The sequence below is a fragment of the Phaeodactylibacter xiamenensis genome (assembly GCF_965229835.1).
In the GTDB taxonomy this organism is placed as follows: Bacteria; Bacteroidota; Bacteroidia; order Chitinophagales; family Saprospiraceae; genus Phaeodactylibacter; species Phaeodactylibacter xiamenensis.
Window position 1 is genome coordinate 2191214 of the sequence record NZ_OZ245931.1, and the last position, 23530, is coordinate 2214743.

The window sequence follows — 23530 nt, forward strand, 5'->3', positions numbered from 1 at the left end:
TGCTACAGGTCAAATCCAATATCCGTACGATAGTATTTTCCTTCAAATTGTACACGGGCGGCATTTTCCAGCGATTGCTTTACAGCTTCTTTATAATTGCCTGCCAGTGAAGTCAGGGCCAGCACGCGGCCACCGTTGGTTTTCACTGCCCCATCTTCGGTTTTAGTACCGGCATGCAGGATCAGGCTGCCCTCTACCTGCTCCAGTCCCGTGATGATTTTACCCTTTTCATAGGCTTCCGGGTAACCGCCGGATACCAAAAAGACGGTGGCGGCACTTTGCTCTTCCACTTCCAGTTTTTTGCTTTCCAAGGTGCCATCACCTATAGCGGCCAGCAATTCCACGAGGTCGCTCTTAAGGCGTGGGAAGACTACCTCCGTTTCGGGGTCCCCCATCCGGCAGTTATATTCAATGACGTAAGGGTCCTCTCCTACTTTGATCAGCCCCAGGAAAATAAAGCCTTCGTAGGGAGCTTCCAGTTCCTTAAGCCCGGTAAGGGTGGGGCTGACAATCCAGTTTTCAACTTTCTTCAATAGCGTATCATCCACAAAAGGGACCGGGGAGATGGCGCCCATGCCTCCGGTGTTCAGGCCGGTATCGCCTTCCCCTATACGCTTATAATCCTTCGCTATAGGCAGGATTTTATAGGATTTGCCATCAGTTAGCACAAAAACAGAAAACTCAATACCATCCAGAAAAGCCTCAATGACCACCCGCTCGCTCGCTTCCCCGAACTTTCCACTAAGCATCGCCTTAAGCTCTGCTTTTGCTTCTGCCCGGTCATTGAGAATCAACACGCCCTTGCCTGCTGCCAGGCCGTCTGCTTTCAAGACGATGGGCAGGTCGTGACGATCAATATAGGAAAGCCCTTCCTCCAGCGTTTCCGGTGTAAATTCGGCATAGGCCGCCGTGGGTATATCGCGCTGCTGCATGAATGCTTTGGCAAAAGCTTTACTGCCTTCCAGCTTGGCGCCCTGTGCGGAAGGACCGATGACACGAACCTGCTTCAAGGCGTCATCCGCTTTGAAATAATCGTAAATCCCCCGCACGAGTGGCTCTTCGGGGCCAACGACGACCATACTGATTTCCTTTTCGAGCACAAATGCACCCACTGCCTCAAAATCGTTGGGGCTAAGAGCTACATTGGTGCCATGTTGGGCTGTCCCTGCATTACCGGGCGCAATAAATAAAGCCTTGCAAAGCGGGCTTTGGCTCATCTTCCAGGCAAAAGCGTGCTCCCGCCCGCCACTGCCCAACAAAAGAATATTCATGCGTTCTTTTTTTGCAAATATACTCTTCCCTTATCGGATAACCATGCCACAGTACTTTTACTGCGTTTTTGTGCAACTAAATCGCCTGTTAGACCGTCATGCTAATGAAAAACTACTTACCCTATGCGTTACCTGTTTATCCTTTTGCTTTTGCCGTTGCTGCTTCCGGCTCAACAGGACAGCTACTTTGTATTGCGCGGACAAGTGCTGAATGCCAAAACCGGGTCCCCCCTGTCTCACGCTCATGTTGGCATCCCGCAGCGGGCCATTGGCACAACAAGCGGCTACGATGGCAAATTCACCCTGAAAGTACCGGAGTACTACCGTGGCTCCGAGCTACAGGTTTCCTACCTGGGCTTTAAAAACTTCCAAAGGTCTATTGCTGGCATAAACGGGCCCCTGACCGTCCGCCTGCAACCTGCGCCCTCCATGCTTCAGGAAATCGTGGTGATGGACGAACAAAAAATCGAAGACATCATCCGCAAAGCGGTCCGGCGTATCCCGGACAACTACCCCGATTACCCTACCTCCATGACTGGTTTTTACCGGGAGTCCAAAACCAACTCAGATCAGGATTACATCTACCTCGCAGAAGGAGTCCTAAACCTGTATAAGACCAGTTACAAAAACGACAAGGAAGGTCAGGTAGGGCTGGTTCAGGGCCGGCAAGTCACCCTTGTCCCGGAGGAAGAACTGCGCAACAGTACTGGCTTTTCTTCCGGCCACCTCGCTGCCGACCGGTTTGACTTTGTTAAAAACCGGGAGGACTTTCTGGAAGAGGACAACTTCGGAGCCTACAAATACTGGGTCTCCAACATCACCACCCATAACGACCGGCCGGTATACGTCATCGGCTTCGACCAGGAGGCGGGAGATCAACGCGCACGCATGAAAGGCGAGCTTTATATTGATACCTCTTCCTACGCATTCGTGCGCGCTTCCTTTGAAATCCTGCCCGATGCACAGCGCAAATACAATGACTATCCACTCTATACGGGCAACTGGAAAGGCAACCGTTACTTCGTCAACTACCGTGAGGTTGACGGGCGCTGGCACCTCAGTGAAGCGCTCCGGGAAGGGACCTGGCGCGATGGCGGCATCTACACCAATGAACTAATTGTAACGGAAGTCAAACCCGGCCGCGGAAAGGTCATCCCCTACATGGAACGACTGGACCGGAACGACCGGTTCCTCGACCGGACCGGAACCTACGATGAAGACTTCTGGACGTCCTACAACACCGCCCCTATCAATGATGAACGCCTGGCGGAGACGGTACGGCAGCTTAACAATCAGGATAAAGCAACCGAGGTTTTTGACACTACTTTTCTCAATACCCTGCGGCGGCAACAGGATTCGATTGCGCAGGTCCAATCGCAAAACCAACCAGGCCGCGACAGTTTCAATATCAGCTATGCTCCGGGTAGCCCTCCGGTTCTAAGAGGCGCCTCCAATTGGGGCTTTCATTTCAGCTATGGAGCTGGCGTTCACTTTCTGCCAACGGAAGCTGCCGCCTATACGTTGGGCGTTTATACCACCTCCCCGGAAGGAACGCCTATTCTGGAGCTGACAGACAACCTCGAAGCGCGCAATATCGAGCCTGTTTACCAATGGGCCCTGGATATCACGTACCAAGACCGGTACCTGCTGCGGTGGACCCTTGCCCGGGACCTGTGGAACAGCATTTACCGGGAAAGTGCAATTGGAGGTGGCTTCCAGTTTAACCTGACCAAGCGGTACCGCCCGTTCTATGTACGCCCCATGGCCCAGTTTAGCCGCATGTTTTATGCCAGAAAGCTGGGTGAAGCGGATAATGACTACGGCAACTTTGAAGCAGATGACAAAACCATTAAAGCCAATAAGGTGAATATGTACCTCGGAGACCGCATCTACAGTTGGAAGTTCAGTCTGGAAATGGCTATTGAGCTAAACCCCAGCCGGGAGCTCTTTGTACGGGGCGACTACCGGGTGCCCTTCCGCCATTCAGAGCGGGTTTTTCTAAGAGAACGTGGCCGTGTATTCCCTAAGCGGGCAGAACTAACCACCAACGGGCAGGAAGTCAGAGCATGGCGGGAAGGCGTGGAAGGCATTAGCCCGATAGCCGGTACGATGCCCACTTATGCCATCACAGTAGGCATTTTGCTCAAGTAAGAAGGCTATCGGCTGGCAAAGGTACATTGGAGCCGGGAGTCTGAATAAAAAGCGACCATCCTGCCGAGCGGACAATAAAGTCCATGATGCGGATCAGCTGATTGCCCTCCAGGCGGGCTTCCTGCATGAGGTCGCTCCCCTTGGCTTTTTCCCTGAGCATCGCCTTTGCATTGGCATTTAGCCGGGTATAGTCTTCCGGGGCAAAACTATTGAAGAAGCTTTCAGATAGGTTTTTGTAAGCAATGGTATGGTCAACCGAAAGGATTTCCGGCTCCGGGATATGGCTGAGCACTACCCGTTTCTGCGTGCTATCTGCTGTGATTTTGATATTTTTAAGGTCGTACCCCACTAAAACCTTGCCTTCCACCTGAAGAATCGCCTTCTTGGAGAAGGAAAACGTGCTCGGCATCGGTACATAGACCGTAAAACGCCGAATATTCGTCTCGTCGTACAACTCACTGAAATGCCCCTCTACAGTGACCAGCTTGCAGACCTCCTCTACCCGATTAAGCAGTACCGTGCTGTTCTGAATGGTCGTTTCGGGTGCCGGGGAGTTGCGCAGCAGGCTGTAAGCCAGTCCGAACCCAGCTCCAAATACAGCCAGCAATCCTGTAAAGACCAACACTCGCTTAATCATGAAATGCTATTTAACTTCGGCGCGGAGGTCATGCCGGAGGTTTTTGTAATCTTTGAGCACTGCCTTTACAGAACCGACCGATAGCGGGGATTCTATCAAAAGCGGCAGGCGGTTTTTATCATCCGTGACCCAAATGTTCATCTCTGTGTCATCATCAAAGATATCGCCGGCAATAACTTCGGGGCTTACTCTTATTGTATTGAAGCGCCCCAGCCCCTTGACTTTGACATCCTCTTCCTTCCCCGCATAAGTCATCTTCAGGGGCCAGGACTCTTTGTCCATGAATACTTTCAGTGGAAGCGCATCACCTTTCTTATAATTGGTGATATCCACATTACGAAGGAAGTAAACCATAGAAAGCACATCATGCATACAAGGGTCAATATCATATTTGGCCATTTCTGCCGTTTCCTTAGACTTGCCGCGTAAGGAGAAGGCTTTGCCCTTGTCCTGATCAAAAGTCACCCGGTCATACAAGCGGTACTTCCCTTCTTCCACATCCCGTACAGACACCTCCGGCAGCAGGGTTTTCTTATCTACATAGCTCTCGTAATAATCGCGCACCTTGAAAAACCACTCGTAGGACTTGTAAGTCGTGCCCACAGCTGAAAAATGGAACTGATCATCCAGTTCCTTAACCTTAAATTGAACCTCGCCAGCCGAGAGCCAGACAAAGTTCCAGTTGTAATAAAGCTTATAGGTTATGGTTTCTCCATCTTTGAAAGCCTGGTTTTCAACAGCACAAGTGGCCGCTTGATGGATTAAATGGCTCTGCGTTTGAGCCTGTTTATTCTGATGAGGGCTCAACGTGGCGATCAGGAAAAGAACCGGGAACGCCATTGCGTTGATTTTCAGGGGCATTTGCATCATAACCTAGCGATTTTAAGACATTTATTTTGACGATAAACATCACTCCAAGTAACGCGGGGAAGGCGAGATTTAGTATAAACAACCCGAAAGTAGCGCCCAGTATGCTCAGTTCATTGGCTGAGAAGGGCGCCCAAACCAAAAGCGCAGCCTCACCCCTGGCCAGCAGAGCAGCCACCGGTGGCAGAGGTACTGTAGCCTGAAAAAGGAAAATAGTGGCAATACCGCTAAGCGCACCAATCAGGGGGGCGGAAATGCCAAAGAACCGTATCATCAGGTAGTACTGCAAGCAATAAACACTGTAACGGGCAAAGGCCAGTAACAAGGCTTCTGCCAGCTGTCTCCGGGTGAAACGTCGGATCATCAGCACTGGCTTAAGCCACTTCCGGGGCACGGGCAGCGTACGGAGCAATACGGCCAGCCAGTGCAGGTTGAAATAGAACAGGTACGTCACCCCTATGCCGGCAAACAACACCCACCAAAAGCTGCTGATCAATAGCCTGGGCAAGCCTCCCTGTACTTCCAGGTAGTACAATGCCCCCAGCAGCCCCCCGGTAAATAACGCAAGCAACTGGGCCACGTTGCCAGCCAGTGTGGCAACGACGGCATGCCAGTTGTGCCGGGCAGGGACGGCAAGGATCCGCCCACCGTAGTCCCCAATCCTATTAGGCGTGAACAGGGACAAGGTAATGCCGGAAGCCACAGCCTTGAAAGCTTGCCATGGTTTAATGGGCCAGAAGGGCCTCAGCAGGCGTTGCCACTTCCAGCTTTCCAGCCACCAGTTAACGGGCATCAGAAGGATTGCCGGCAACAACCACCATTTGCTGCTTTCTCCAAGGCGGTAGCACAACTGCTCCCAGAGATCAGTAAGCCGCTCCTGCCCGCCAATCTCCTGATAGAGGATATATAGTAATGCTGCAACGATCAATACCTTGAACGCTGCATCCAGCCAAAAGCGATAATCGCGGTTCAGGCGCATGCGCAAATGTTTTAACTAACAAAATCGTTCAAAGTATTTGTTGCCAGATGAAATTAACCTATATTGCGGAAGCCTGGCAATTGGCGTAATATAAACGACTTTCTTGAAAACTGAAGATTCTTCTTACCGCTTACTCGGTGTTGACCCCGGAACTAACATCCTGGGATATGCTATTCTTGATATCAAGGGCCGCAAAATGGCGCTTTGTGACATGGGCGTCATTTACCCGGGCAAGTTCAATACACATCAGGAAAAGCTACAGCACATCTTTGAACGCCTGCAGAGTATTGTGGATATCTATCAGCCCCGGGAGATGGCAATCGAAGCCCCTTTCTATGCGAAGAATCCGCAATCCATGCTTAAACTTGGCCGGGCGCAGGGGGTTGCCATTGCTGCCGCGATGACCAAAGGCGTAGGCATCACGGAATACTCGCCCCGAAAAATTAAGCAGTCGGTCACCGGTAAGGGAAATGCAAGCAAGGAACAGGTAGCCGCCATGCTCGGCAACATTCTTAAGTTTAATATGGATGACTATTACCTTGATGCCACGGACGCCCTCGCTACCGCGGTCTGCCATTTCTATCAGTCCGGTAGTGTACTCAAGGGGAAAAAACGCTACAGTGACTGGAGCAGCTTCCTAAAAGACAACCCCGGACGAAAAGCGTAAGTGCTTTGCCGCCCGGGGCTGTCCGTATTTTCTCTTCTGTTCAAAGCGCCACTTTAGCACGCACTTCTGCCGCAAGGGCTTCCATAGCCTCGCTACTCATTTCAATAGGCTTGCGGGTGATGTCAATTTGTGCTTCTTTCTGGAAAGGGATAAGGTGGATATGCGCATGCGGCACTTCAGTACCAATAACCATTACCCCTACCCGTTTGCAATCAATTACAGATTCCAGTGCTTTGGCCACCCGTTTGGCAAAAATCATAGCTCCGCCCAGCAATTCATCCTCCACATCAAAGAGATAGTCTACTTCCTGCTTAGGCACCACAAGCGTATGCCCTTTGGCAAGCGGCCGGATATCCAGGAACGCATAGTAGCGATCGTCTTCAGCGATTTTGTAAGAAGGGATTTCCCCTTTTATAATTTTCGTGAAAATGGAAGCCATAATGCTTAGTCAATTGAAATGTTCATGACCTCAAAGTCGATATTTCCCCTTGGGGTTTCGATGGTTGCAATCTCTCCGACTTCCTTTCCCAGGAGGCCCTTGCCAATCGGGGAGTTGACAGATATCTTTTTGGCTTTAAGGTCTGCTTCTGACTCAGAAACCAGGGTATACTTTACAGTTTTGCCCGTTTTGGTATTCTTTATGAGTACATTGCTGAGGACAGTCACCTTGGACATATCCAACTGACTGGCATCCAATATCCGGGAATTGGATAAGACTTTCTCCATTTCGCTGATTTTCAACTCCAGCATGCCCTGAGCATCTTTTGCTGCATCATACTCAGCATTTTCTGACAAGTCGCCCTTCTCGCGTGCTTCCGCAATGGCAGCGGCTACTTCCTTCCGCCCTTTGGTCTTCATTTCGTCCAATTCGGCTTTCAGCTTTTCATATCCCTCTTTGGTCAGATAATTAATACCAGACATAATCTATAGTTTGATTAAAACAATAGTGCCCCGCACAGCCCACCGTATTCGCTAGGCGCTTTATATAACTGACGTCAACCGTGCCTGCTTTCTGTAGGAATCCGGACAGAAGGCCAAAAGTAATCACGGGAAAAACTTCAGAAATGAAAGCGTAGTATGTGAGTGGAACAGGGAACTTCCTATTCTTATACGAAAAGGCAAGAACGCTCCTGTACTATTGACGGAAGCGTTCTTGCCTCTAAGTAAAAAACAAATATAAGTGAAACCCCTGAATTAAGCAAGTATCAGGGGAGCAATCCCATTAAATTGAGATGCGTACACCAATATTATGGGTACCATTCCAAACACGGGTAGTCCGGTATGCATAGTCAATTGCAAAACGTGAAGCCCGGCTTTCCGGTGTATCCTTGCCCAGTGGCACAGCAATAGTTGCGCCTGCGCTCAGACCGGTATAAATCGGGTCATCAAAGGTATCCGCATCACCGGCACCAAACTCGTAACGGTAGCCACCCCGAACCATGAAGAAGTCCTTAAGTGAGTACTCGATACCACCACCAACCTGATCCTGAGAGAAAGAGTTGGAAGTGAAGTTGCCCAAAACGGTGATCCGGTGCGTACCACCAGTAATCAGGAAATCATAAGACAACCCGATATTCAGCATAGAAGGCAACTCAAAGTCTGCAGCACGCTGATTGAACGTCAGCTCATATCCCCCGTTATTAGGAGAAGGGCCCTGAGTGGTGAGTCCTTCACCACCATACTGCATACGGCCACCAATATTGCGAAGTGCGATACCAAACTTGAAGTTGTCATTCTCTCCGGTAACATACTGCACTCCTGCGTCAAGCGCAAAGCCAAACGCGTTCACATCCGCGATAGACTCTGAAACGCCACGGAAAAGCACACCAACAGAGATTTTATTCTCGAAGGTATGTGCATAGCCAATGCCCAGATTAAAGAAGCTGGGTGAAAACGTTGAACCGGTACCTCCCGGCTGATCAGTAGTCGTCACAGGGATATCACCGAAATCCACAGACATCAGGCTGATACCGATCGCGCCAGACTCCCCTACCTTCTGAGATATACCCAGCCCGTTCAGGAGAATATCTGTACCTTCCAGATACCGGCCGTGTCCGATCTGCACTTCTGTTTTATTGATACGGGATAAGCCTGCCACATTGATGCGCATGGCTTCCACACCCGACACAAAAGAGGTTGTCATTGAGTGCAACCCTGCACTTTCTGCCCAGGGGTTGAGCAGCAACTGCGCTGCTCCTGCCTCACCTTGACGGTCCGGGTTACCTGCGAAGGCAGATTCTGTGACACCCCAAACCAAAGCCACGGCAAAAAGTAAAGTAGTAATTTTATTCATACCAAATATTTTGAGGAGCTTTCTGCCTCCTTCCAGGGAGGCAGAAAGACTCTCTAAATTTTAAAATTCTAAGGTTGCTTACAACCCAGATGGGTCAAACTGACGGTTCACACCGAACCACTTAATGGTTCTTTCACCAAGTCCTTCCGCTGCAACGTGAATGAGGTATACACCACTTGCCACCGGGATACCTTTGCTGTTGTTCAGGTCCCACTCCAATGCAGGGGTGACCTGATTACGCTCAACGGCACGGTTACCTCCTTCCGGAATGGTTCCGATCTCATCACGGTTGTACTGACGGATAAACTTGCCCTCGAGTGTGTAGATGGTCACCACACATTTCTCTGGCAGGTTTGTGATCTTAACCGTAGTTGTGAACTGTGAAGTCTCATAGTCTGAGAAGCCATAGTATGGGTTCGGCACTACAAGAATGTCCTCCAGTGCATCAGCAATACCTTCCTCATCAAGCTCAGTAGGAGCTGCGCCCTCGATAGAGAACTGATACTTCGGATGGTAGTTGTTCTCACCTGTACCGGTACGCTGATCGCCATCAATATTGTCGACGTCCACTTCTACCTGATATGGATTGGTCACACGGAGTTTCACACGCACTTCCTCTCCTCCGGGAATAAGCCCCTGCTGGTAGTTAGTGAATGGGAAATCGTTGTTACCGATCATCAGGCCAGCCCAGGTGATTTCACGTACGGAACGTACCTTAGACAATGGTAGTGGGCTTGGCTCGAAATTATCCCGGAAGCTTGCACAGCTATCGTAAGGTGTTTTAGTAACGTAAATCATGTGCTGACCACCTGCATATACCGGCAGCAAGCCAAGGTTCGCGACCTCAGGAATCACAATCTGGCTGGATGGGTTGAACATCATATCTGCTCCGTTATTGCCATCCGTGAAAGTCACAGCTGTATCTGCCAGCAATGGGTTATCAGGGCGATAAACAGAGTTCTCTCCGAAGAAGATATTCAGGCGCTGACCTGTTTCCACATCGATGGCATAGCCTGGGAACCAACCCATGCCGGTGCCGTCTTCATCCGGTACAGGAAGGCCATCAGGCCCCGCCTCTTTGCCTACTGAAGGAGCGGCACGCAGATCAAACTGATTCACATTACCCTGAGTGGTAAACCCGGACTCTGTGTAGAAACGGTTGGCTGTTTCGATAACGACACAGCGGCTCCAAAGATCCTTATTTGGTGTGAATACGATATCGACGTTATTCAGATCTTCCAGGTCCATCTGGTTACGGACAATACCGCTACCACTGTTGTTGGCCCAAACCGGGCTGACGAATGGAAGCTGGAATTCTCCTCGTGCCGTCCAGTCAAGCAGGTAGTAAGGCATAAGTGGTGCCTGACCGAATTGCGTCAAACCACCATCCGGGTCAATCGCAGCATCCCGCTCTCCGTCACCAGTCGACATATAATCAAACAACTGGCTGTTGCCAAAACCTGCCTGACCTCCGGTGAGGTCAAAGTTCTCAGGAATGTAAGCTACCCATGGATTCGCAGCATTGCCTCTTTCGTATTCGATATCAAAACCGATGTAGCCATTATCTTCGGTTTCCTGCTCACCTGGCTCAGCAACCTGACCAATGTTTACGGAGAAACCAAATTCAGCGATAATCTGCTCATTCAGAACTTCTATCGTACGTGCAGACATGATTTCAGTACCGTCACCAAGGTTGCGGAGCACCCAGCGGGCGTCATCTTCCAGGGTTTCATCGTCCATATTGCTGTCCATAAATTCAATCTCGAATTCGCCGTCAACAACATCAAGCGGATTGTAGATCAGGATTTCAATTGGACCGGCACCCGGAGCGTACACCAGGTTTTCTTTGTAAGATTCTCCATCTGCAAACGCTTCCTCCATTCCTGCATGAGTTTCCTCACTCAGGTCCAGGAAGTTACGACCTGCACCGACTCCGTCAATACGCGTGATGATGGCACCATCACCATAAGCCGCATTCAGGTCCTGATAAATAATAGGCCTTGGTATGGCAGTGTACGGCAAACCATCACCATTAGGTCCGATGTTACCACGACCCTCCAGATAAGGTTCTGGCTGGCCAAGTACCGTTTCAGGATCGAATGGCTCATACTCATTGTAAGCGTAGGCTACTGCTACAAAGTAATATTGCTTGTGGTTGATTAGTGAGCGGGCGCCCTCAGCGAAGGCATCCTCCGTCACCCGGAAGGTATGCTGAATGCCGCGGTTACGTCCTTCCACCTGCAACTCAGGCACATAATAAGGCTCTCCGGTTGGGTTATCAACAGATACCCAGTTGAAGAGGCGGTCTACGCCATTCGTAATATCGACCTGTGCAATAAGGCGCACAAGACTTGGATTATTAACATTCTCAGGAGTCAGGCCTACGTTAGGACCAGCCACCTGATAAATCTTATACCCTTCAAACACATAAAGGCTGTCCTCAACCGTCTCAGGAATCTCGAGCCCGCGCTCTGCGTAAGCTTCGAAAGCGTTGTTGGACTGTACCTCGTCATTAGTTAGGATAAGGATCAGCTCCTCATCCAGTTCGATGATATCGATATCCGGTGCATCTGGTCCGTCCACAATATCAAAGCAGTTGTCAAACAGGGCCTGTGCAATATCATCGGCCTGCTGCAACTGACGGATGGAAGGACAAGGGTAAGGTTGATCGGCAACCCAAACCACACCAATAATCAGCTCATTCACCGCACCCGGGCTTAGCAGGAAGGGACCGGAAGCCTGAATCGTACGGCGGTCCTGGCCAAGCGTTACATTTGCGGTACACATGGACCATCCGTCTACATCGTCTGGAGCTTCTGTGTAAGCGAAATCAATAGGTTCAGTACCATCCTGGTAGGCTTCGCCTCCGTAGGTAAATGGTGTACCATCACGCCAGTGGCCTGTGAGGTACCGGTAGTACTCAATGGGCTGACCGGGGTCAGAAGTACCCGGAGGTGTTCCCGGAAGGCCCCCATTGTTATAATAGGTGAAGGAAGACATGCCCAGTTCAATAGCAGTATCGGGATTCTCCCCTACCTCAATTGGAATTAACTCGCCGTTCTCTCCAAAACGTACCGGAGCAAGTGGTCCACGGAAGTAATCAACCCCAAGCAGCGGAATTTCGTCACAATAAGTGTTTACACCCTGAGGGCACTGACAGCCCGTCTGACCGTCAAGCGCATCTTCGTTGTATACATAACCTAAACTACGTACGGTATCACAACCGATGAAGTCATCTGTGTAGCAACCCAAATCCGGGTCAACCCACATTGCAAAGAAAGTAGAATCGATCGGCTCAAGTGCACGATTAATCAGCTTATAACGCTGGAAGGTCATGTCGTTCAGCTCATCGTTTGTAGCATAGCCAAAAGCCTGAACCTGAATCTCCATACGGATTGGATCCGCGTTAGACTGTGTGTGAACGTTACCGTTATCATTGTAGATCCAGAAGATCATTTCATCCGGATATTGAGGGTCCGGACATCCGCGAATCTCAATAATTGGGAAGTCACCATTCAGCGGGTTATACAAACCATCTGCATCCTGATCGGCAAATCCGGCAAGGCCCTGAGCAGTATTTGGCAGTTCAAAGCCATTAACATCAAAGAAATAAGGGTTGCCACGACCAGGCCAGCCACGTACACCACTTGGTATTTGTGAAGCCTCGTAGGGCGTTCCGTTTTCGATAGACTCATTGTAGAGACGCAGGTGCTCATCAATTTCGTCACCGGTCACGACAAAGAATGCATCCCAGTTAGAACAAGTTTCCTGGTCAGTCTCACCTGGGTTTTCCGCGTTAAGCGGAGTCAATGGACCAGACCAGAAGTCGGTAGCACCGCTACTGCGGCCGTAAGTCTGAGCAGCAAGCTTAAGGTTACCTGCGGCATCCACACCACCGAGCCAAACGGCACCGGCAAAGATGGAAGACACTTCAGGCTCACCGGGTGGGACTTTAGGCACGACGTAACGACCGTCGTTACCATCCCACCATACGTCACCTCCGGTTGTCAGACGGGCACGAACGTTGTTCACCGCCTGATCGCGCTGAGCTTTGGCCACATCACAGTTAGACCGGAAGCTGACTTGATCGTTGTTATTATTGGGGGCATTCTCTCGTTCGGGATTGACGTGGGCAGAAGCCACGGCAACCGAAAGTACGGCTCCCAATAAAGTGAATAATATTTTACGCATAGCACGTATTTTTAAAATTGAAAGAATGAAGAATGATTGCCCCCGCCGTCAACCATACAAGGCAGGCGGCGGGGTGCATCAAAAGTTGTATTAGAAATCAAAGATTGCACCCAGGTAAATCCGCCGTGGAAGGCTGAAAAAGTTAGGGTTCAACATCCGCCACTGATAAGACGCCAGGAAGGCCTGTACGTCCCGCTGAGAAGCATCAATACTCTGGATTTGGCTCTGTCCGAAAGGTGAAGCCAGGTAGCCATCATCTTCCGGAGAACCAGTCGCAGAATAAACATTGATCACGTTGCGGCGGTCAAGAAGGTTGGAAACCCGACAGTAAATGTTGAGCCCCATATTCTTCCCGATGTTGAAGTTCTTGTCAATCCGTGCGTTAAGTACATAATTCCAGGGCAGGCGTGCACCGTTCAGTGAGCCAATCACACCAGCACCGCCCAACTCCTGAGGCAGGCTCGTGGCAGTGAATGGACGACCAGATACGGCTGTTGCCTGCAGGTTGAGACCTGCGTTGGCAAGGATGTCTGAACCAAACAGACGTGGCCCGTTGTACTGCTTCCCTGATCCGTAGCGGTAATCCAGTACGGCAACGATGCGGTGACGCTCGTCAAAGTTAAGTGGGAACAGCGTACGAAGTACACCACGGTTGGCTACGTTACGCTGTGATTCTGCGTTTGACCCTGTACCGTCAGCAAACTGAAGCGTATAGTTCAGGTTCAGAGATACATTACCTGTACGACGCAGGTCATAAGCAAGTGAGAAGCCTTTAACTGTACCAAAATCCAGGTTGTCAAAAGTCGTGTAACGACCAATAATCGGAACCGGGAAGAAGGTACGCAGCTGAATCATATCGCGCATCTCCTTGTAGTAGGCAGCGATCTTCAAAGCAGAGGAGTTAGACAGCTTCTGCTGGAAACCTACCTCGTAGTCAATAGTACGCTCCGGACGAAGGTTCGGGTTGTTCCGGTCCAGGTTGGGCCGGTCAAAGAAGTAGAAAAAGTCCAGCGGAGATGCGATCGAGTTTGATGGCGGGCGCTGAACAAGGATATCATAGTGAGCGAAGAAGTTCGCCTCATCAGAAATCGGGAAAGAGAAAGCCAGACGCGGCATCACATTAACCTGTACTTCGTAATCCTCAAAGGATGCATCCGGGTTGAAGTCCTCCTTCTTGATGTAGTCAACATCCTCTCGGGCACGCTCACTTGCGTAGATCGGGTTGACAGTGCCACCCTGGAAAATGAGGGCAGGGTTGTTTACCGGGTTACCATTAGGACGGAACCAGTTTTCGCCATCACGGTAAGCCTGTACGTTTTCGCCTGACTCATCCACGTATACCTTAAAGTCGTCACCAATACCTCCGGGACGCTCCCCACCAAACTGAGTGTGGTAGTCCTCTGCACCAAGGATCTCATAAAGAGAGAAGTTATCCTTAAGTACACTTGTATTCGCATCGTATCGGTCAACCCGTACACCTAAACGGAAAATGATGTCCTTAAAGGTGAACTTATCCTGAATGTAGGCTGCACCGTAAATCGGGCGGAAAGGCGCTACCGGGAAGGTACGCAGCCCTGTCGAAGGGTCACGCGTGGTAAAGAAATCCTCGAATGAACCATTAAAGGTATTACCAAGGTAATCGTAACCAAAGTAACTCAGGATAGGCGAGCCACCAACAACAAAGTCGTTCAACTCCCGGGCTGAGAACATATCCAGGCTCAGCTGATCAGGAGAAAGGGCATCTATATTCACGAAGTCCTTAAGGCCGTCACCGGTTACATTACGAACACGCTCATAGAACTGAGCTTCGTCCCCCGGTGTAATCACAACATCATGGATAGCGCCCATGAACTGCTCACCGGTAAATGGATTGATAATCGGAGCACCTGTCTGTGGATCAAATACAGGTACCACGTCCAATGTATCACTAAGTGGACGGTTGTCTTCTCCAAATGGAATACCCTGAATATGGCTGTTTGCCAGCTGACGGGAAAGCAGCCACAGAGAACGTGGGTTGATAGACCATTCGCGGTTGATCCGCTCCTCGTACCAGACACCCAGCTGAATGTTGTGGCGGCCTTTGTCAGAACCACCCGGTACTAAGTCAAAGGAAGTACGCGCCTGGAAAGTGTAGGTATCCCGATCGCGCTTACGGTTCAGGTTGTATACCGTTCCCACATTAGTGTGGAAGTTCCATGAACTGCTAAAGACGGAGTTCGTTACCCCATTGAAAGTATTGAAGGCCTGCAGGGTAGGTGGTATCTCAAAGGCATCACCATCCTGGAAAACGTTGTTGTAGTTGGCCAGAACCGGATTTACATCACCCGGTGTATAGTCGGTCAGTACCTGAAGGTAGTCCGTATGAATGGCTACCACGCCCAACGAGTCATCGGGCTGAATGTCCCAGGTAGGGCGCCATTCCTGCTCAAACTGTCCAATATAACCATAGTTAAACAGGTTATCGCCATGACGTGGGTCTTCAAGGTCCTGAAGGTTCTTTTCATAACCGAACTGTAAAGTATAGCTTGCGTTCTGAATCAGAGAACCACCGCCATCTTCTCCGGAAACAGCACCGCCCAAACGGTGGCGGAAGCGGAAGTTACCACGGTAGTTCTGCTCATTATCCGTTGGGTTATTCTGCAGGTTGAGCAGGCGCCAGTTTGTCCCGGTTTGAGAGCCTTCACCTGGCGTGAACTGATTGGCCTGATCATATGCCTGAGCTGTAATCGTAATATCGATTGCATCGCTCAAACGGGCATCCAGTTTACCGGTAAGGTCATAACGAGTATACTGCTCATTGGGCTGAAAATCCAGGATATCCACGTCCTCGTTAGTGAGGAAGTCAGCAGCAACCAAACTGTTACCTCCAACTTGGATAACCGGATTGGCCTGCAGTTCTGCTAGCACCTCATCTTTCACTCTGAAAATAGGCGTTGCGGGCGGGTCATCATCCAGCTGATCTGTCAAACGGCCTGCAAGGCGGAAGCCCAAAATAGACTCTCCTTTTGTACCATCTTCGTTCCGCTTCTTTATAATCGGACCGGAGAGGTTGAATCCTACAAGTCTCTGATCAAATGCATCTGTAAACTGAGAAGTCTCCACTTCAACACCACCGGAAAATTGATTGGACGGGCCTTTGGTTGTAATCGAAATGATACCACCGGTAACATCACCGTACTGGGCTTCGATACCACCGGTGATCACCTGCAGCTGTTCAATTTCCGATTCCGGGATCAGGTTACCCTGCACACGAATACCGTCTACATAGTAGTCGGTTGCGTTACTCCGGGACCCCCGAACGGCAATCGCATCTCCTTCATCGGCACTGGCAAGGCCAGCCGTGGTTGCTGCAAGAGCATTGATGTTACGGGTAGGGAGGTTCTTGATTTGATCACTGGTAATGGTTGCTCCCTGCGTGGTATTGTCCTGCTCCACGAGCGGCACTTTGTAGGAAGTTACAACGACCTCATCAAGATTGACCGCATCGGAGGTCATCGTGATGTCAAGGCGGTTGGCTTTACCAGCGAAGACTTTCACGTCTTCCACACGCTGCTTATTGTAGCCAACATAGCTGGCTTCAACATCATAAGTACCGGGATCGATTTCATTGAAGGAATAATTACCATCAAAATCGGTCTCAGTACCAGTAATGAGTACTCCGTTTTTGTAGAGTGCTACCGAGCCGAAAATGATCGGCTCCCCGGTATCGTCTACCACCTCTCCCTGAAGCGAAGTCTGCCCGAAGACAGTCGCTCCCGAAAGGAGGAGTACGAATAACACGAGTAAATTACGTACCATAAAATTTCCTGTTTTAAAATTTCGACAAACCAATGGGTTTCCCTAGCTGTGTAAATTAATGTTCGCTCTCTTTCTAACCTGATGATTATCAGGATTTATCGCTTTGTTTCCTGCTTGATGCTTTTGGGATTTGTGAGAGGGAGGTCACCTGCTCATTTCCAAAAGTAGGAAATAATCTGTGTTCTTCACCAATCACATTTGTGCATAAGTCAGGTTTCTGATTTAAAAAAACCTGCTTTCCCGTTCTATTGGATAATGAGGCTTTAGCTAAACGGACCGCGCAAATATAACGCTTCCTTGTTAATTCCAAAGAATGATATTTTAGTCCTCTGGCTGACAAGGAATTTATCCTCTAGCCTACTTGTGATGATATTACCTGCTCAGCCCAAAGGGACGAAACCTTTACCCCTACCAATCAGGATTTTGAAATCAATAAACCCTGACCAACAAAGAGAATATGTCGGCAATTAGCACAAACAACGGCTCCCTTCCTGCACCGCCTTTGCGTATGCACTGACCTGCCCAAATTCCCTGATATAGCCCATCCGATAGTTTGCCACGTAGTATTCCCTTCAAAATTCCCAAATAAGGAATTAAATTTACGATCAATTTAAACCAATTTAAGATGGGACAAACACACCTGACTTACCTACAATTTTCATTGCTTTTGCTAATCGGGCTTTCAATTAGCAGCTGTCAGGCAGAAGAGAAGCCCGAACAGCCCGGGCCTACCACCTACGCAAGCCTTTTTGTCAGATACATCGCTCCGCAGGGGCAGCTCAAAGTCACGGCTGCTTTCCGCGAAGGCGATAGTATCTCCACTGCTCAACCGGTTGAAATGCCCGGAGGAGTTACCTATCAGGGCCGCCCTTTAGATGCACGCCCACTGCCCGACCAACAGGTACGTTACACTCTAGACACCCGCGCGCCTTTTGCAAAAGACCACCGTTTCGGGTTTCAGGCAGCTGATGGACAACCACGGGAAGCCGTGCTATCTCTTAGTCCGATCGAAACATTCAGCGTAGTTGGGGGCATTGCAAGCCTTTCAGAAGGCATGACACTTTATATCAAAGACGAAAAAATCGACGAAGGCGAGAGCATCGTACTGTTGTTTAGCGATGCCAATAATAAAGCGACCACTATTACCCTGACCAACCCCTCTGTGCGGGATACTTTTCCTATCGCAGGCATCCGGCTGAGGAAACTTCAACCCGGGCCGCACCGGGTTTACCTGGTCAAAAAGCAGCAACAACAACTCGACCTGCAAGGGGCAAAAGCCACTGCCGAAATTGAGTATTACACCGCAGAACAGTCCTTCGAAGTCACAGAATAGCCCTGCCCCATCAAAAATTCATGGGTTTGCGTTCGTTCCGGAACCATGAACTATTATATCTTTGCATGCAATTTGTAATTGCCCCTTACCGGTAACTCCTTCCTTCGCACCGGTTGGCGGTCTAAAATACTCGTAATGCCAAAAGATCAATCTATCCAATCCGTCCTGATCATAGGAAGCGGGCCTATTGTGATTGGGCAAGCCTGTGAGTTTGACTATTCTGGTTCTCAAGCCTCCCGCTCTCTGCGGGAAGAAGGGGTTGAGGTCAGCCTGATCAACGATAACCCGGCAACCATCATGACAGACCCCGTTACTGCTGATCACATCTACCTCTTGCCGCTTACCGTTGAAAGTATCGTACAGGTACTCGAAGAGCGCAAGATTGATGCAGTACTCCCAACGATGGGCGGGCAAACAGCCCTTAATCTGGCCATCGAAGCTGGTGAACAGGGCGTTTGGGAAAAATACAACACCCGCCTGATTGGCGTTGATCTTGAGGCTATTGAACTTACAGAAAACCGCGAAGCGTTCCGAAAGCACATGATCGACATCGGACTAAGCGTAGCGCCTTCCAAAATCGCCAACTCTTTTCTGGAAGGTAAGGAAGCTGCTCAGCAGATCGGCTATCCGCTCGTCATCCGCCCCTCTTACACGCTTGGTGGGTCCGGTGGAGGCTTCGTGCATAGTGCTGATCAGTTTGATGCTGCCCTGCGCCGGGGACTGAGTATGTCTCCCACACATGAAGTACTGGTCGAAAAAGCAGTGCTGGGCTGGAAAGAATATGAGCTGGAATTGCTCAGGGACGCCAATGATAATGTGGTGATCATCTGTACAGTGGAAAACCTCGACCCTATGGGCGTACATACGGGTGACAGTATTACGGTGGCTCCGGCAATGACCCTTTCCGATACTGCCTATCAGCAAATGCGGGACGAAGCCATTCAGGCGATGCGATCCCTGGGCAACTTTGCAGGAGGATGCAATATCCAGTTTTCTATCAACCCGGAGACGGAAGAGCTGATCGTGATCGAAATCAATCCGCGGGTAAGCCGCTCTTCTGCCCTGGCCAGTAAGGCCACTGGCTACCCCATTGCAAAGATTGCTGCCAAGCTCGCCATTGGCTATACCCTGGATGAGCTCAAAAATCAGATTACCAAAACCACTTCTGCCTACTTCGAGCCAACGCTCGACTACGTAATTGTGAAAATGCCGCGCTGGAACTTCGATAAATTCCAGGGGGCTGACCACGAGCTGGGCCTGCAGATGAAGTCGGTGGGTGAGGTCATGTCCATAGGGCGTAACTTCCTGGAGGCTTTACAAAAAGCCTGCCAGTCCCTCGAAAATAACCGCATGGGCCTGGGTGCCGACAAAAAGGAATGGATACGTACAGCGGATATACTGGAGCGCCTGGAGAAGCCAAGTGAAGACCGCATCTTCCGGCTTAAAGATGCACTGCGCCTCGGCGTACCGGAAAAAACCATCCACAAACTCACCCGCATTGATCCCTGGTTTATCAAACAGATTAAGCGGCTGGTCAAAATGGAGCAGCAACTGATGCGCTACAACGTGGCAGAGGACATCCCAGAAGATTTCCTGCGCCAACTCAAAGAGGTTGGGTATTCTGACGCTCAAATTGCCTGGCTGCTGCGCATTGAGGATGAAGAGGTCAGTAACTACCGCAAAAAACTGGGCATCCGCCGCACCTACAAGATGGTGGACACCTGTGCTGCTGAGTTTGAAGCGCAAACGCCCTACTTCTACTCTACCTTCGATAAGGAGAACGAAAGTATCCCCTCTTCCGACAAGAAAAAGATCGTGGTCCTTGGCTCTGGCCCTAACCGTATCGGGCAGGGCATTGAGTTTGATTACTGCTGTGTTCACGGTCTGATGGCCGTCAAGGAAGCCGGGTACGAAGCCATTATGATTAACTGTAACCCGGAAACAGTCTCTACGGACTTTGATATGGCGGACAAGCTATACTTTGAGCCGGTTTTCTGGGAACATCTGGAGGAAATCCTGGAACTGGAAAAACCAGAGGGTGTTATCGTGCAGCTCGGTGGCCAAACTGCGCTGAAACTGGCGGAAACCCTCCATCAGAAAGGATATAATATCATTGGTACTTCCTTCCCGAATATGGACCTGGCTGAAGACAGGGGAGCCTTCTCCGACTTGCTCAAGGAGCTCGAAATTCCATATCCTGAATACGGCGTTGCCAACGACGCTGATGAGGCCTTGCAAACTGCACGCAAAACAGGTTACCCGGCACTCGTCCGCCCATCTTATGTGCTCGGTGGGCAACGAATGCGGATCGTCATCAATGATGAAGAACTGGAGCGGCATGTCCTGAGCATTTTCAAGCACCTTCCGGACAACCGTGTCCTGATCGACCAATTCCTGGACCGGGCCAAAGAGGCAGAAATTGATGCCATCTGCGATGGCGACGAGGTGCACATCATGGGTATCATGGAGCATATCGAGCCTGCGGGCATCCACTCCGGCGACAGCTCAGCCGTCCTTCCCACCTACAGCCTCTCTGTAGAAGCCGTCAGTAAAATGGTGGAATACGCAGAGAAACTAGCTAAGGCACTCGATATCCGTGGCCTGATTAACATTCAGTTCGCCATCAAAGACGATAATGTCTATGTGATTGAAGCCAACCCACGGGCATCAAGAACAACACCGTTCATTGCCAAAGCCTATCAGGTGCCTTACCTCAAAATCGCAACCAAAGTAATGATGGGCACGCATAAGCTGAAAGACTTTGACATCAAGCCCCGTCCGGGCGGCTTTGCAATTAAGGTGCCGGTGTTCTCTTTCAACAAATTCCCGAATGTGGACAAAAACCTCGGGCCGGAAATGAAATCGACCGGTGAAGGCATCCGCTTCATCAAAGACCTCTCGGACCCCTTCTTCCGGGAGCTTGACAAACAGCGGTATATGTATCTGACCCGATAAGATATCATTCAGGAACTGCTTCATAAGCCCCTGGCAAAGAAAATGCCAGGGGCTTTTTTGATGGGGCAAACTATCGGCAATGTCCTGTTGTTTGTAGAATAGCTAATAAAAAGAACAGTCGCTATTGCCTACCTGAGTTTATTGATTAGTTGTCATTCAATCCTAAAAAACTTTGATTGCACGCTAGCTGTTTAAGCCTGTGCTTTTTCAGGTTATACGCAATACGAAGTGGTCACCTACTGGCGCTGACGGCCAGCACGGGGAACGATAAATGTCGGGTCGTTGATCCAGACATTCATCGTCTGGGATCTTGGATTTGCGACATCGGCCCGTGACGAAGCGTAGCTTGTCAGGACAGGCGCAAGCCACTTCCCAGCGAAAATGCTGACATTGAGTAGGTTTGCTATAGCAAACCACTTAATCGTCAGTATAGTTATGGTCTTTTATCATTTGAAGTGATCCATTCATGAGCAACAGTCCATTATCTATTTCACATTTTAATGACAACCGGCAGGCCCTCCCTGACCTCCATCCTGATTTCCACCTGCGAGACCTTCAAAATACCAACTGGGAAGATGAAGAGTATGGTTTCGACCCGGATGCATTTGAGTTTTCCATTGATCCCATGTGGCAGGAAATCACCAATCCGAAGTTTAAGCATGGAAGTGTCGTTAGCATCAACATTGACCTTGATCCGCAAAGTTTTGAAGTGCCCAACCTTACTGCCAAGGGTTGGTGTGGAAGAGTAGAAACCGGAATCACAAATGGTAATTCAAACTTTTTCGTCATTAGCCTGGACAGCAAAACCATAGATAAACTACCGGAAAAGTATCTCAAAGAAATAGTGGAGCTAGCAGATGGAGACAACCCGTTCCTTTTTGAAATACCGGAAGAAGCTCTAATAGCAGCATCTCCCAGAGATACGGAAACAGAAGCCCTGAACCGGCAGAGGTTAGCCTACCATTCTTATTTCTGGGGAAATATCAGAAAAGATGCGCAGGCCAAACGGATGTTCCGGATTCTCACCAGGGATAACAACGATGACGATCTGGGCAATTGGCTTTACCATTTCCAGCATGAGGTGAAGTATCCGATCCCGGCAGAAGTTGAGGGGCTGCTCATGGATGAGATTGCCCCAGGCACCAACGTACAGATCGTTGGTATCGAGGGGATTGACCCTAAGGGAAAATCAGGGCTGATTGGTTCCGTTCAGAAAGGGCGTGCCATACGCTCCTACCCTCTCAGTGAATTGTTGCCACTCAATGAAGATGACCCTATACAGACTCCACTAAGCGACTACCGCTACTGGGCTGACTTTTCGCTGGTATAAAATCAGGCTTCTTGTAGCTCCACAACGAGTTTTCCCACCGTCTGACCGGACTGAAAACGCAGGATAGCGCCATGCAAATCCTCAAAAGCAAACCGCTCCCCTACGATTGGGCGCCCCAAATCCAGGCTTTTCAGTTCATCGAGCAGCTGATGCATCAATGCTGCTCTCTCGTACAGCCATATGAGGTTGAAGCCCATAATACTTTTGTTGTGCTCAGGCATTTTCTGAGGATCAAGCTTAGGCCGGGTAAGAAAGTGGTACAACAGGCGCAAATAATTCGGCCGGTTGCCCACAGATGCGTAGCGCGCTGACCCGTAAACAATCATTCTACCCTGTGGTGCCAGCACATCATAGCCTATACTGAAGATTTTCCCGCCTATGCATTCCATAATCAGATGCAGCTCCTTATCACCAAGTGCGCCCTCGAGATCCTGCCGGAAAGACTGCCGGCGCACGATTCCATGATCATATCCCTCCCGCTCCAGTACTTGCAGTTTATGGGGGCTGCCAACTGTACCTATTGTGTAGGCTTCATATTGTTTAGCAATGCGGTTAGCCCAAAGCCCTACACCTCCTGCTGCACTGTGTATCAATACGTTTTGCCCTTTTTGAATAGCCCCAAGTTGCTTCAGTCCGTAGTAAGCCGTCAAAACTTGCACCAGGTAAGCACTTCCCTCTGCAAAAGTCCAGGAGTCAGGCATCGGAATCACATAGCGGGCATCGATATTAAGATGAGAAGCATAGGCACCAAAGCGGGTTACCCCCATTATTCGGTCACCTGAGCGTATATTTTTTACTCCTGGCCCTGTAGCGATTATCGTTCCGGCATATTCCAGGCCTGGCACGAAGGCCCCTGTTGGCGTTGCTCCATACAGCCCCCAAATAGCGAAGATATCTGCAAAGTTCAGCCCGATTGCACGGACGGCTACCTGCACTTCACCCGCGGCAGGAGGTGGCAGTGTTTCCTCCTCTAATTTAAGGTTGTTCAGGCTACCGGTACTCCATCGCCCCTTTTTAGCCTGAATGCGATACGCTTTGCGCGGAATGGGCCCACCCAT

Annotated in this window: 15 protein-coding genes; 5 read left to right on the forward strand and 10 right to left on the reverse strand. The window is 50.0% G+C overall.

Annotation, left to right across the window (positions count from 1 at the left end; translation table 11 throughout):
- Positions 1–2: 2 nt before the first annotated feature.
- A complete protein-coding gene (gene purD, locus ACO08I_RS08100; protein ID WP_282775853.1) occupies positions 3–1271 on the reverse strand; it encodes a phosphoribosylamine--glycine ligase in 1269 nt (422 codons plus the stop codon).
- A 123-nt stretch (positions 1272–1394) separates the two neighbouring features.
- Here purD and ACO08I_RS08105 point away from each other — a divergent pair, with 123 nt between their 5' ends.
- Positions 1395–3422: a carboxypeptidase-like regulatory domain-containing protein gene (locus tag ACO08I_RS08105; RefSeq protein WP_282775851.1), complete on the forward strand. Its 2028-nt coding sequence runs from the start codon at positions 1395–1397 to the stop codon at positions 3420–3422.
- Here ACO08I_RS08105 and ACO08I_RS08110 read toward each other — a convergent pair.
- The 3 genes from ACO08I_RS08110 to ACO08I_RS08120 are packed head-to-tail and all read right to left on the reverse strand — an operon-like array spanning position 3415 to position 5905.
- Positions 3415–4059 carry a DUF4230 domain-containing protein gene (locus tag ACO08I_RS08110; protein ID WP_421949027.1) on the reverse strand — a complete coding sequence of 215 codons (645 nt, stop codon included), beginning with the start codon at positions 4057–4059 and terminating at the stop codon, positions 3415–3417. The two genes, ACO08I_RS08105 and ACO08I_RS08110, sit on opposite strands and share 8 nt — an antisense overlap.
- 6 nt (positions 4060–4065) lie before the next feature.
- Positions 4066–4929: a DUF3108 domain-containing protein gene (locus tag ACO08I_RS08115; RefSeq protein ID WP_282775847.1), complete on the reverse strand. Its 864-nt coding sequence runs from the start codon at positions 4927–4929 to the stop codon at positions 4066–4068.
- Complete coding sequence (locus tag ACO08I_RS08120) at positions 4847–5905, reverse strand: lysylphosphatidylglycerol synthase transmembrane domain-containing protein (protein WP_282775845.1); 1059 nt, start codon at positions 5903–5905, stop codon at positions 4847–4849. Before ACO08I_RS08120 ends, ACO08I_RS08115 begins: the two co-directional genes overlap by 83 nt.
- Positions 5906–6008: 103 nt before the next feature.
- Between ACO08I_RS08120 and ruvC the strand changes: the two genes are divergently transcribed.
- On the forward strand, positions 6009–6572 hold the full coding sequence (gene ruvC, locus ACO08I_RS08125) for a crossover junction endodeoxyribonuclease RuvC (protein ID WP_044229913.1): 564 nt from the start codon (positions 6009–6011) through the stop codon (positions 6570–6572).
- Between the two features lie 40 nt (positions 6573–6612).
- Here ruvC and ACO08I_RS08130 read toward each other — a convergent pair whose 3' ends face one another.
- The 5 genes from ACO08I_RS08130 to ACO08I_RS08150 all read right to left on the reverse strand — a co-directional run bounded on the left by ACO08I_RS08130 (position 6613) and on the right by ACO08I_RS08150 (position 16854).
- The gene (locus ACO08I_RS08130) at positions 6613–7011 is read right to left on the reverse strand and encodes an HIT family protein (RefSeq protein ID WP_282775842.1); all 399 of its coding nucleotides are present in this window, start codon (positions 7009–7011) and stop codon (positions 6613–6615) included.
- 5 nt (positions 7012–7016) lie between these two features.
- The gene (greA, locus tag ACO08I_RS08135; protein WP_044229918.1) at positions 7017–7493 is read right to left on the reverse strand and encodes a transcription elongation factor GreA; all 477 of its coding nucleotides are present in this window, start codon (positions 7491–7493) and stop codon (positions 7017–7019) included.
- Positions 7494–7794: 301 nt separating this feature from the next.
- A complete protein-coding gene (locus ACO08I_RS08140; protein ID WP_421949028.1) occupies positions 7795–8865 on the reverse strand; it encodes a PorV/PorQ family protein in 1071 nt (356 codons plus the stop codon).
- 78 nt (positions 8866–8943) lie between these two features.
- Positions 8944–13056 carry a hypothetical protein gene (locus ACO08I_RS08145; RefSeq protein ID WP_421949029.1) on the reverse strand — a complete coding sequence of 1371 codons (4113 nt, stop codon included), beginning with the start codon at positions 13054–13056 and terminating at the stop codon, positions 8944–8946.
- 90 nt (positions 13057–13146) lie between these two features.
- The gene (locus ACO08I_RS08150; RefSeq protein ID WP_421949030.1) at positions 13147–16854 is read right to left on the reverse strand and encodes a carboxypeptidase regulatory-like domain-containing protein; all 3708 of its coding nucleotides are present in this window, start codon (positions 16852–16854) and stop codon (positions 13147–13149) included.
- A 625-nt stretch (positions 16855–17479) separates the two neighbouring features.
- On the opposite strand from ACO08I_RS08150, the gene ACO08I_RS08155 reads away from it, so the two are divergent.
- The 3 genes from ACO08I_RS08155 to ACO08I_RS08165 all read left to right on the forward strand — a co-directional run bounded on the left by ACO08I_RS08155 (position 17480) and on the right by ACO08I_RS08165 (position 22472).
- A complete protein-coding gene (locus ACO08I_RS08155) occupies positions 17480–18187 on the forward strand; it encodes a hypothetical protein (protein ID WP_044229928.1) in 708 nt (235 codons plus the stop codon).
- 135 nt (positions 18188–18322) lie between these two features.
- The gene (gene carB, locus ACO08I_RS08160; protein WP_044229930.1) at positions 18323–21142 is read left to right on the forward strand and encodes a carbamoyl-phosphate synthase large subunit; all 2820 of its coding nucleotides are present in this window, start codon (positions 18323–18325) and stop codon (positions 21140–21142) included.
- A 466-nt stretch (positions 21143–21608) separates the two neighbouring features.
- Positions 21609–22472: a calcium-binding protein gene (locus tag ACO08I_RS08165; RefSeq protein WP_421949031.1), complete on the forward strand. Its 864-nt coding sequence runs from the start codon at positions 21609–21611 to the stop codon at positions 22470–22472.
- A gap of 2 nt (positions 22473–22474) precedes the next feature.
- Here ACO08I_RS08165 and ACO08I_RS08170 read toward each other — a convergent pair whose 3' ends face one another.
- Entirely contained in the window at positions 22475–23530 is a 1056-nt protein-coding gene (locus ACO08I_RS08170; RefSeq protein ID WP_421949032.1) for a synaptic vesicle VAT-1 family membrane protein, read from the reverse strand.

What these genes read in the sequence shown, in the direction of transcription:
- ACO08I_RS08115 (WP_282775847.1), bottom strand. Translation starts at nt 4,929, where the DNA reads ATGATGCAAATGCCCCTGAAAATCAACGCAATGGCGTTCCCGGTTCTT.
- ACO08I_RS08145 (WP_421949029.1), bottom strand. Translation starts at nt 13,056, where the DNA reads ATGCGTAAAATATTATTCACTTTATTGGGAGCCGTACTTTCGGTTGCC.
- greA (WP_044229918.1), bottom strand. Translation starts at nt 7,493, where the DNA reads ATGTCTGGTATTAATTATCTGACCAAAGAGGGATATGAAAAGCTGAAA.
- ACO08I_RS08165 (WP_421949031.1), top strand. Translation starts at nt 21,609, where the DNA reads ATGAGCAACAGTCCATTATCTATTTCACATTTTAATGACAACCGGCAG.
- ACO08I_RS08130 (WP_282775842.1), bottom strand. Translation starts at nt 7,011, where the DNA reads ATGGCTTCCATTTTCACGAAAATTATAAAAGGGGAAATCCCTTCTTAC.
- ACO08I_RS08140 (WP_421949028.1), bottom strand. Translation starts at nt 8,865, where the DNA reads ATGAATAAAATTACTACTTTACTTTTTGCCGTGGCTTTGGTTTGGGGT.
- ACO08I_RS08110 (WP_421949027.1), bottom strand. Translation starts at nt 4,059, where the DNA reads ATGATTAAGCGAGTGTTGGTCTTTACAGGATTGCTGGCTGTATTTGGA.
- ACO08I_RS08120 (WP_282775845.1), bottom strand. Translation starts at nt 5,905, where the DNA reads ATGCGCCTGAACCGCGATTATCGCTTTTGGCTGGATGCAGCGTTCAAG.
- carB (WP_044229930.1), top strand. Translation starts at nt 18,323, where the DNA reads ATGCCAAAAGATCAATCTATCCAATCCGTCCTGATCATAGGAAGCGGG.
- ACO08I_RS08150 (WP_421949030.1), bottom strand. Translation starts at nt 16,854, where the DNA reads ATGGTACGTAATTTACTCGTGTTATTCGTACTCCTCCTTTCGGGAGCG.
- ACO08I_RS08170 (WP_421949032.1), bottom strand. Translation starts at nt 23,530, where the DNA reads ATGGGTGGGCCCATTCCGCGCAAAGCGTATCGCATTCAGGCTAAAAAG.
- ACO08I_RS08155 (WP_044229928.1), top strand. Translation starts at nt 17,480, where the DNA reads ATGGGACAAACACACCTGACTTACCTACAATTTTCATTGCTTTTGCTA.
- ACO08I_RS08105 (WP_282775851.1), top strand. Translation starts at nt 1,395, where the DNA reads ATGCGTTACCTGTTTATCCTTTTGCTTTTGCCGTTGCTGCTTCCGGCT.
- purD (WP_282775853.1), bottom strand. Translation starts at nt 1,271, where the DNA reads ATGAATATTCTTTTGTTGGGCAGTGGCGGGCGGGAGCACGCTTTTGCC.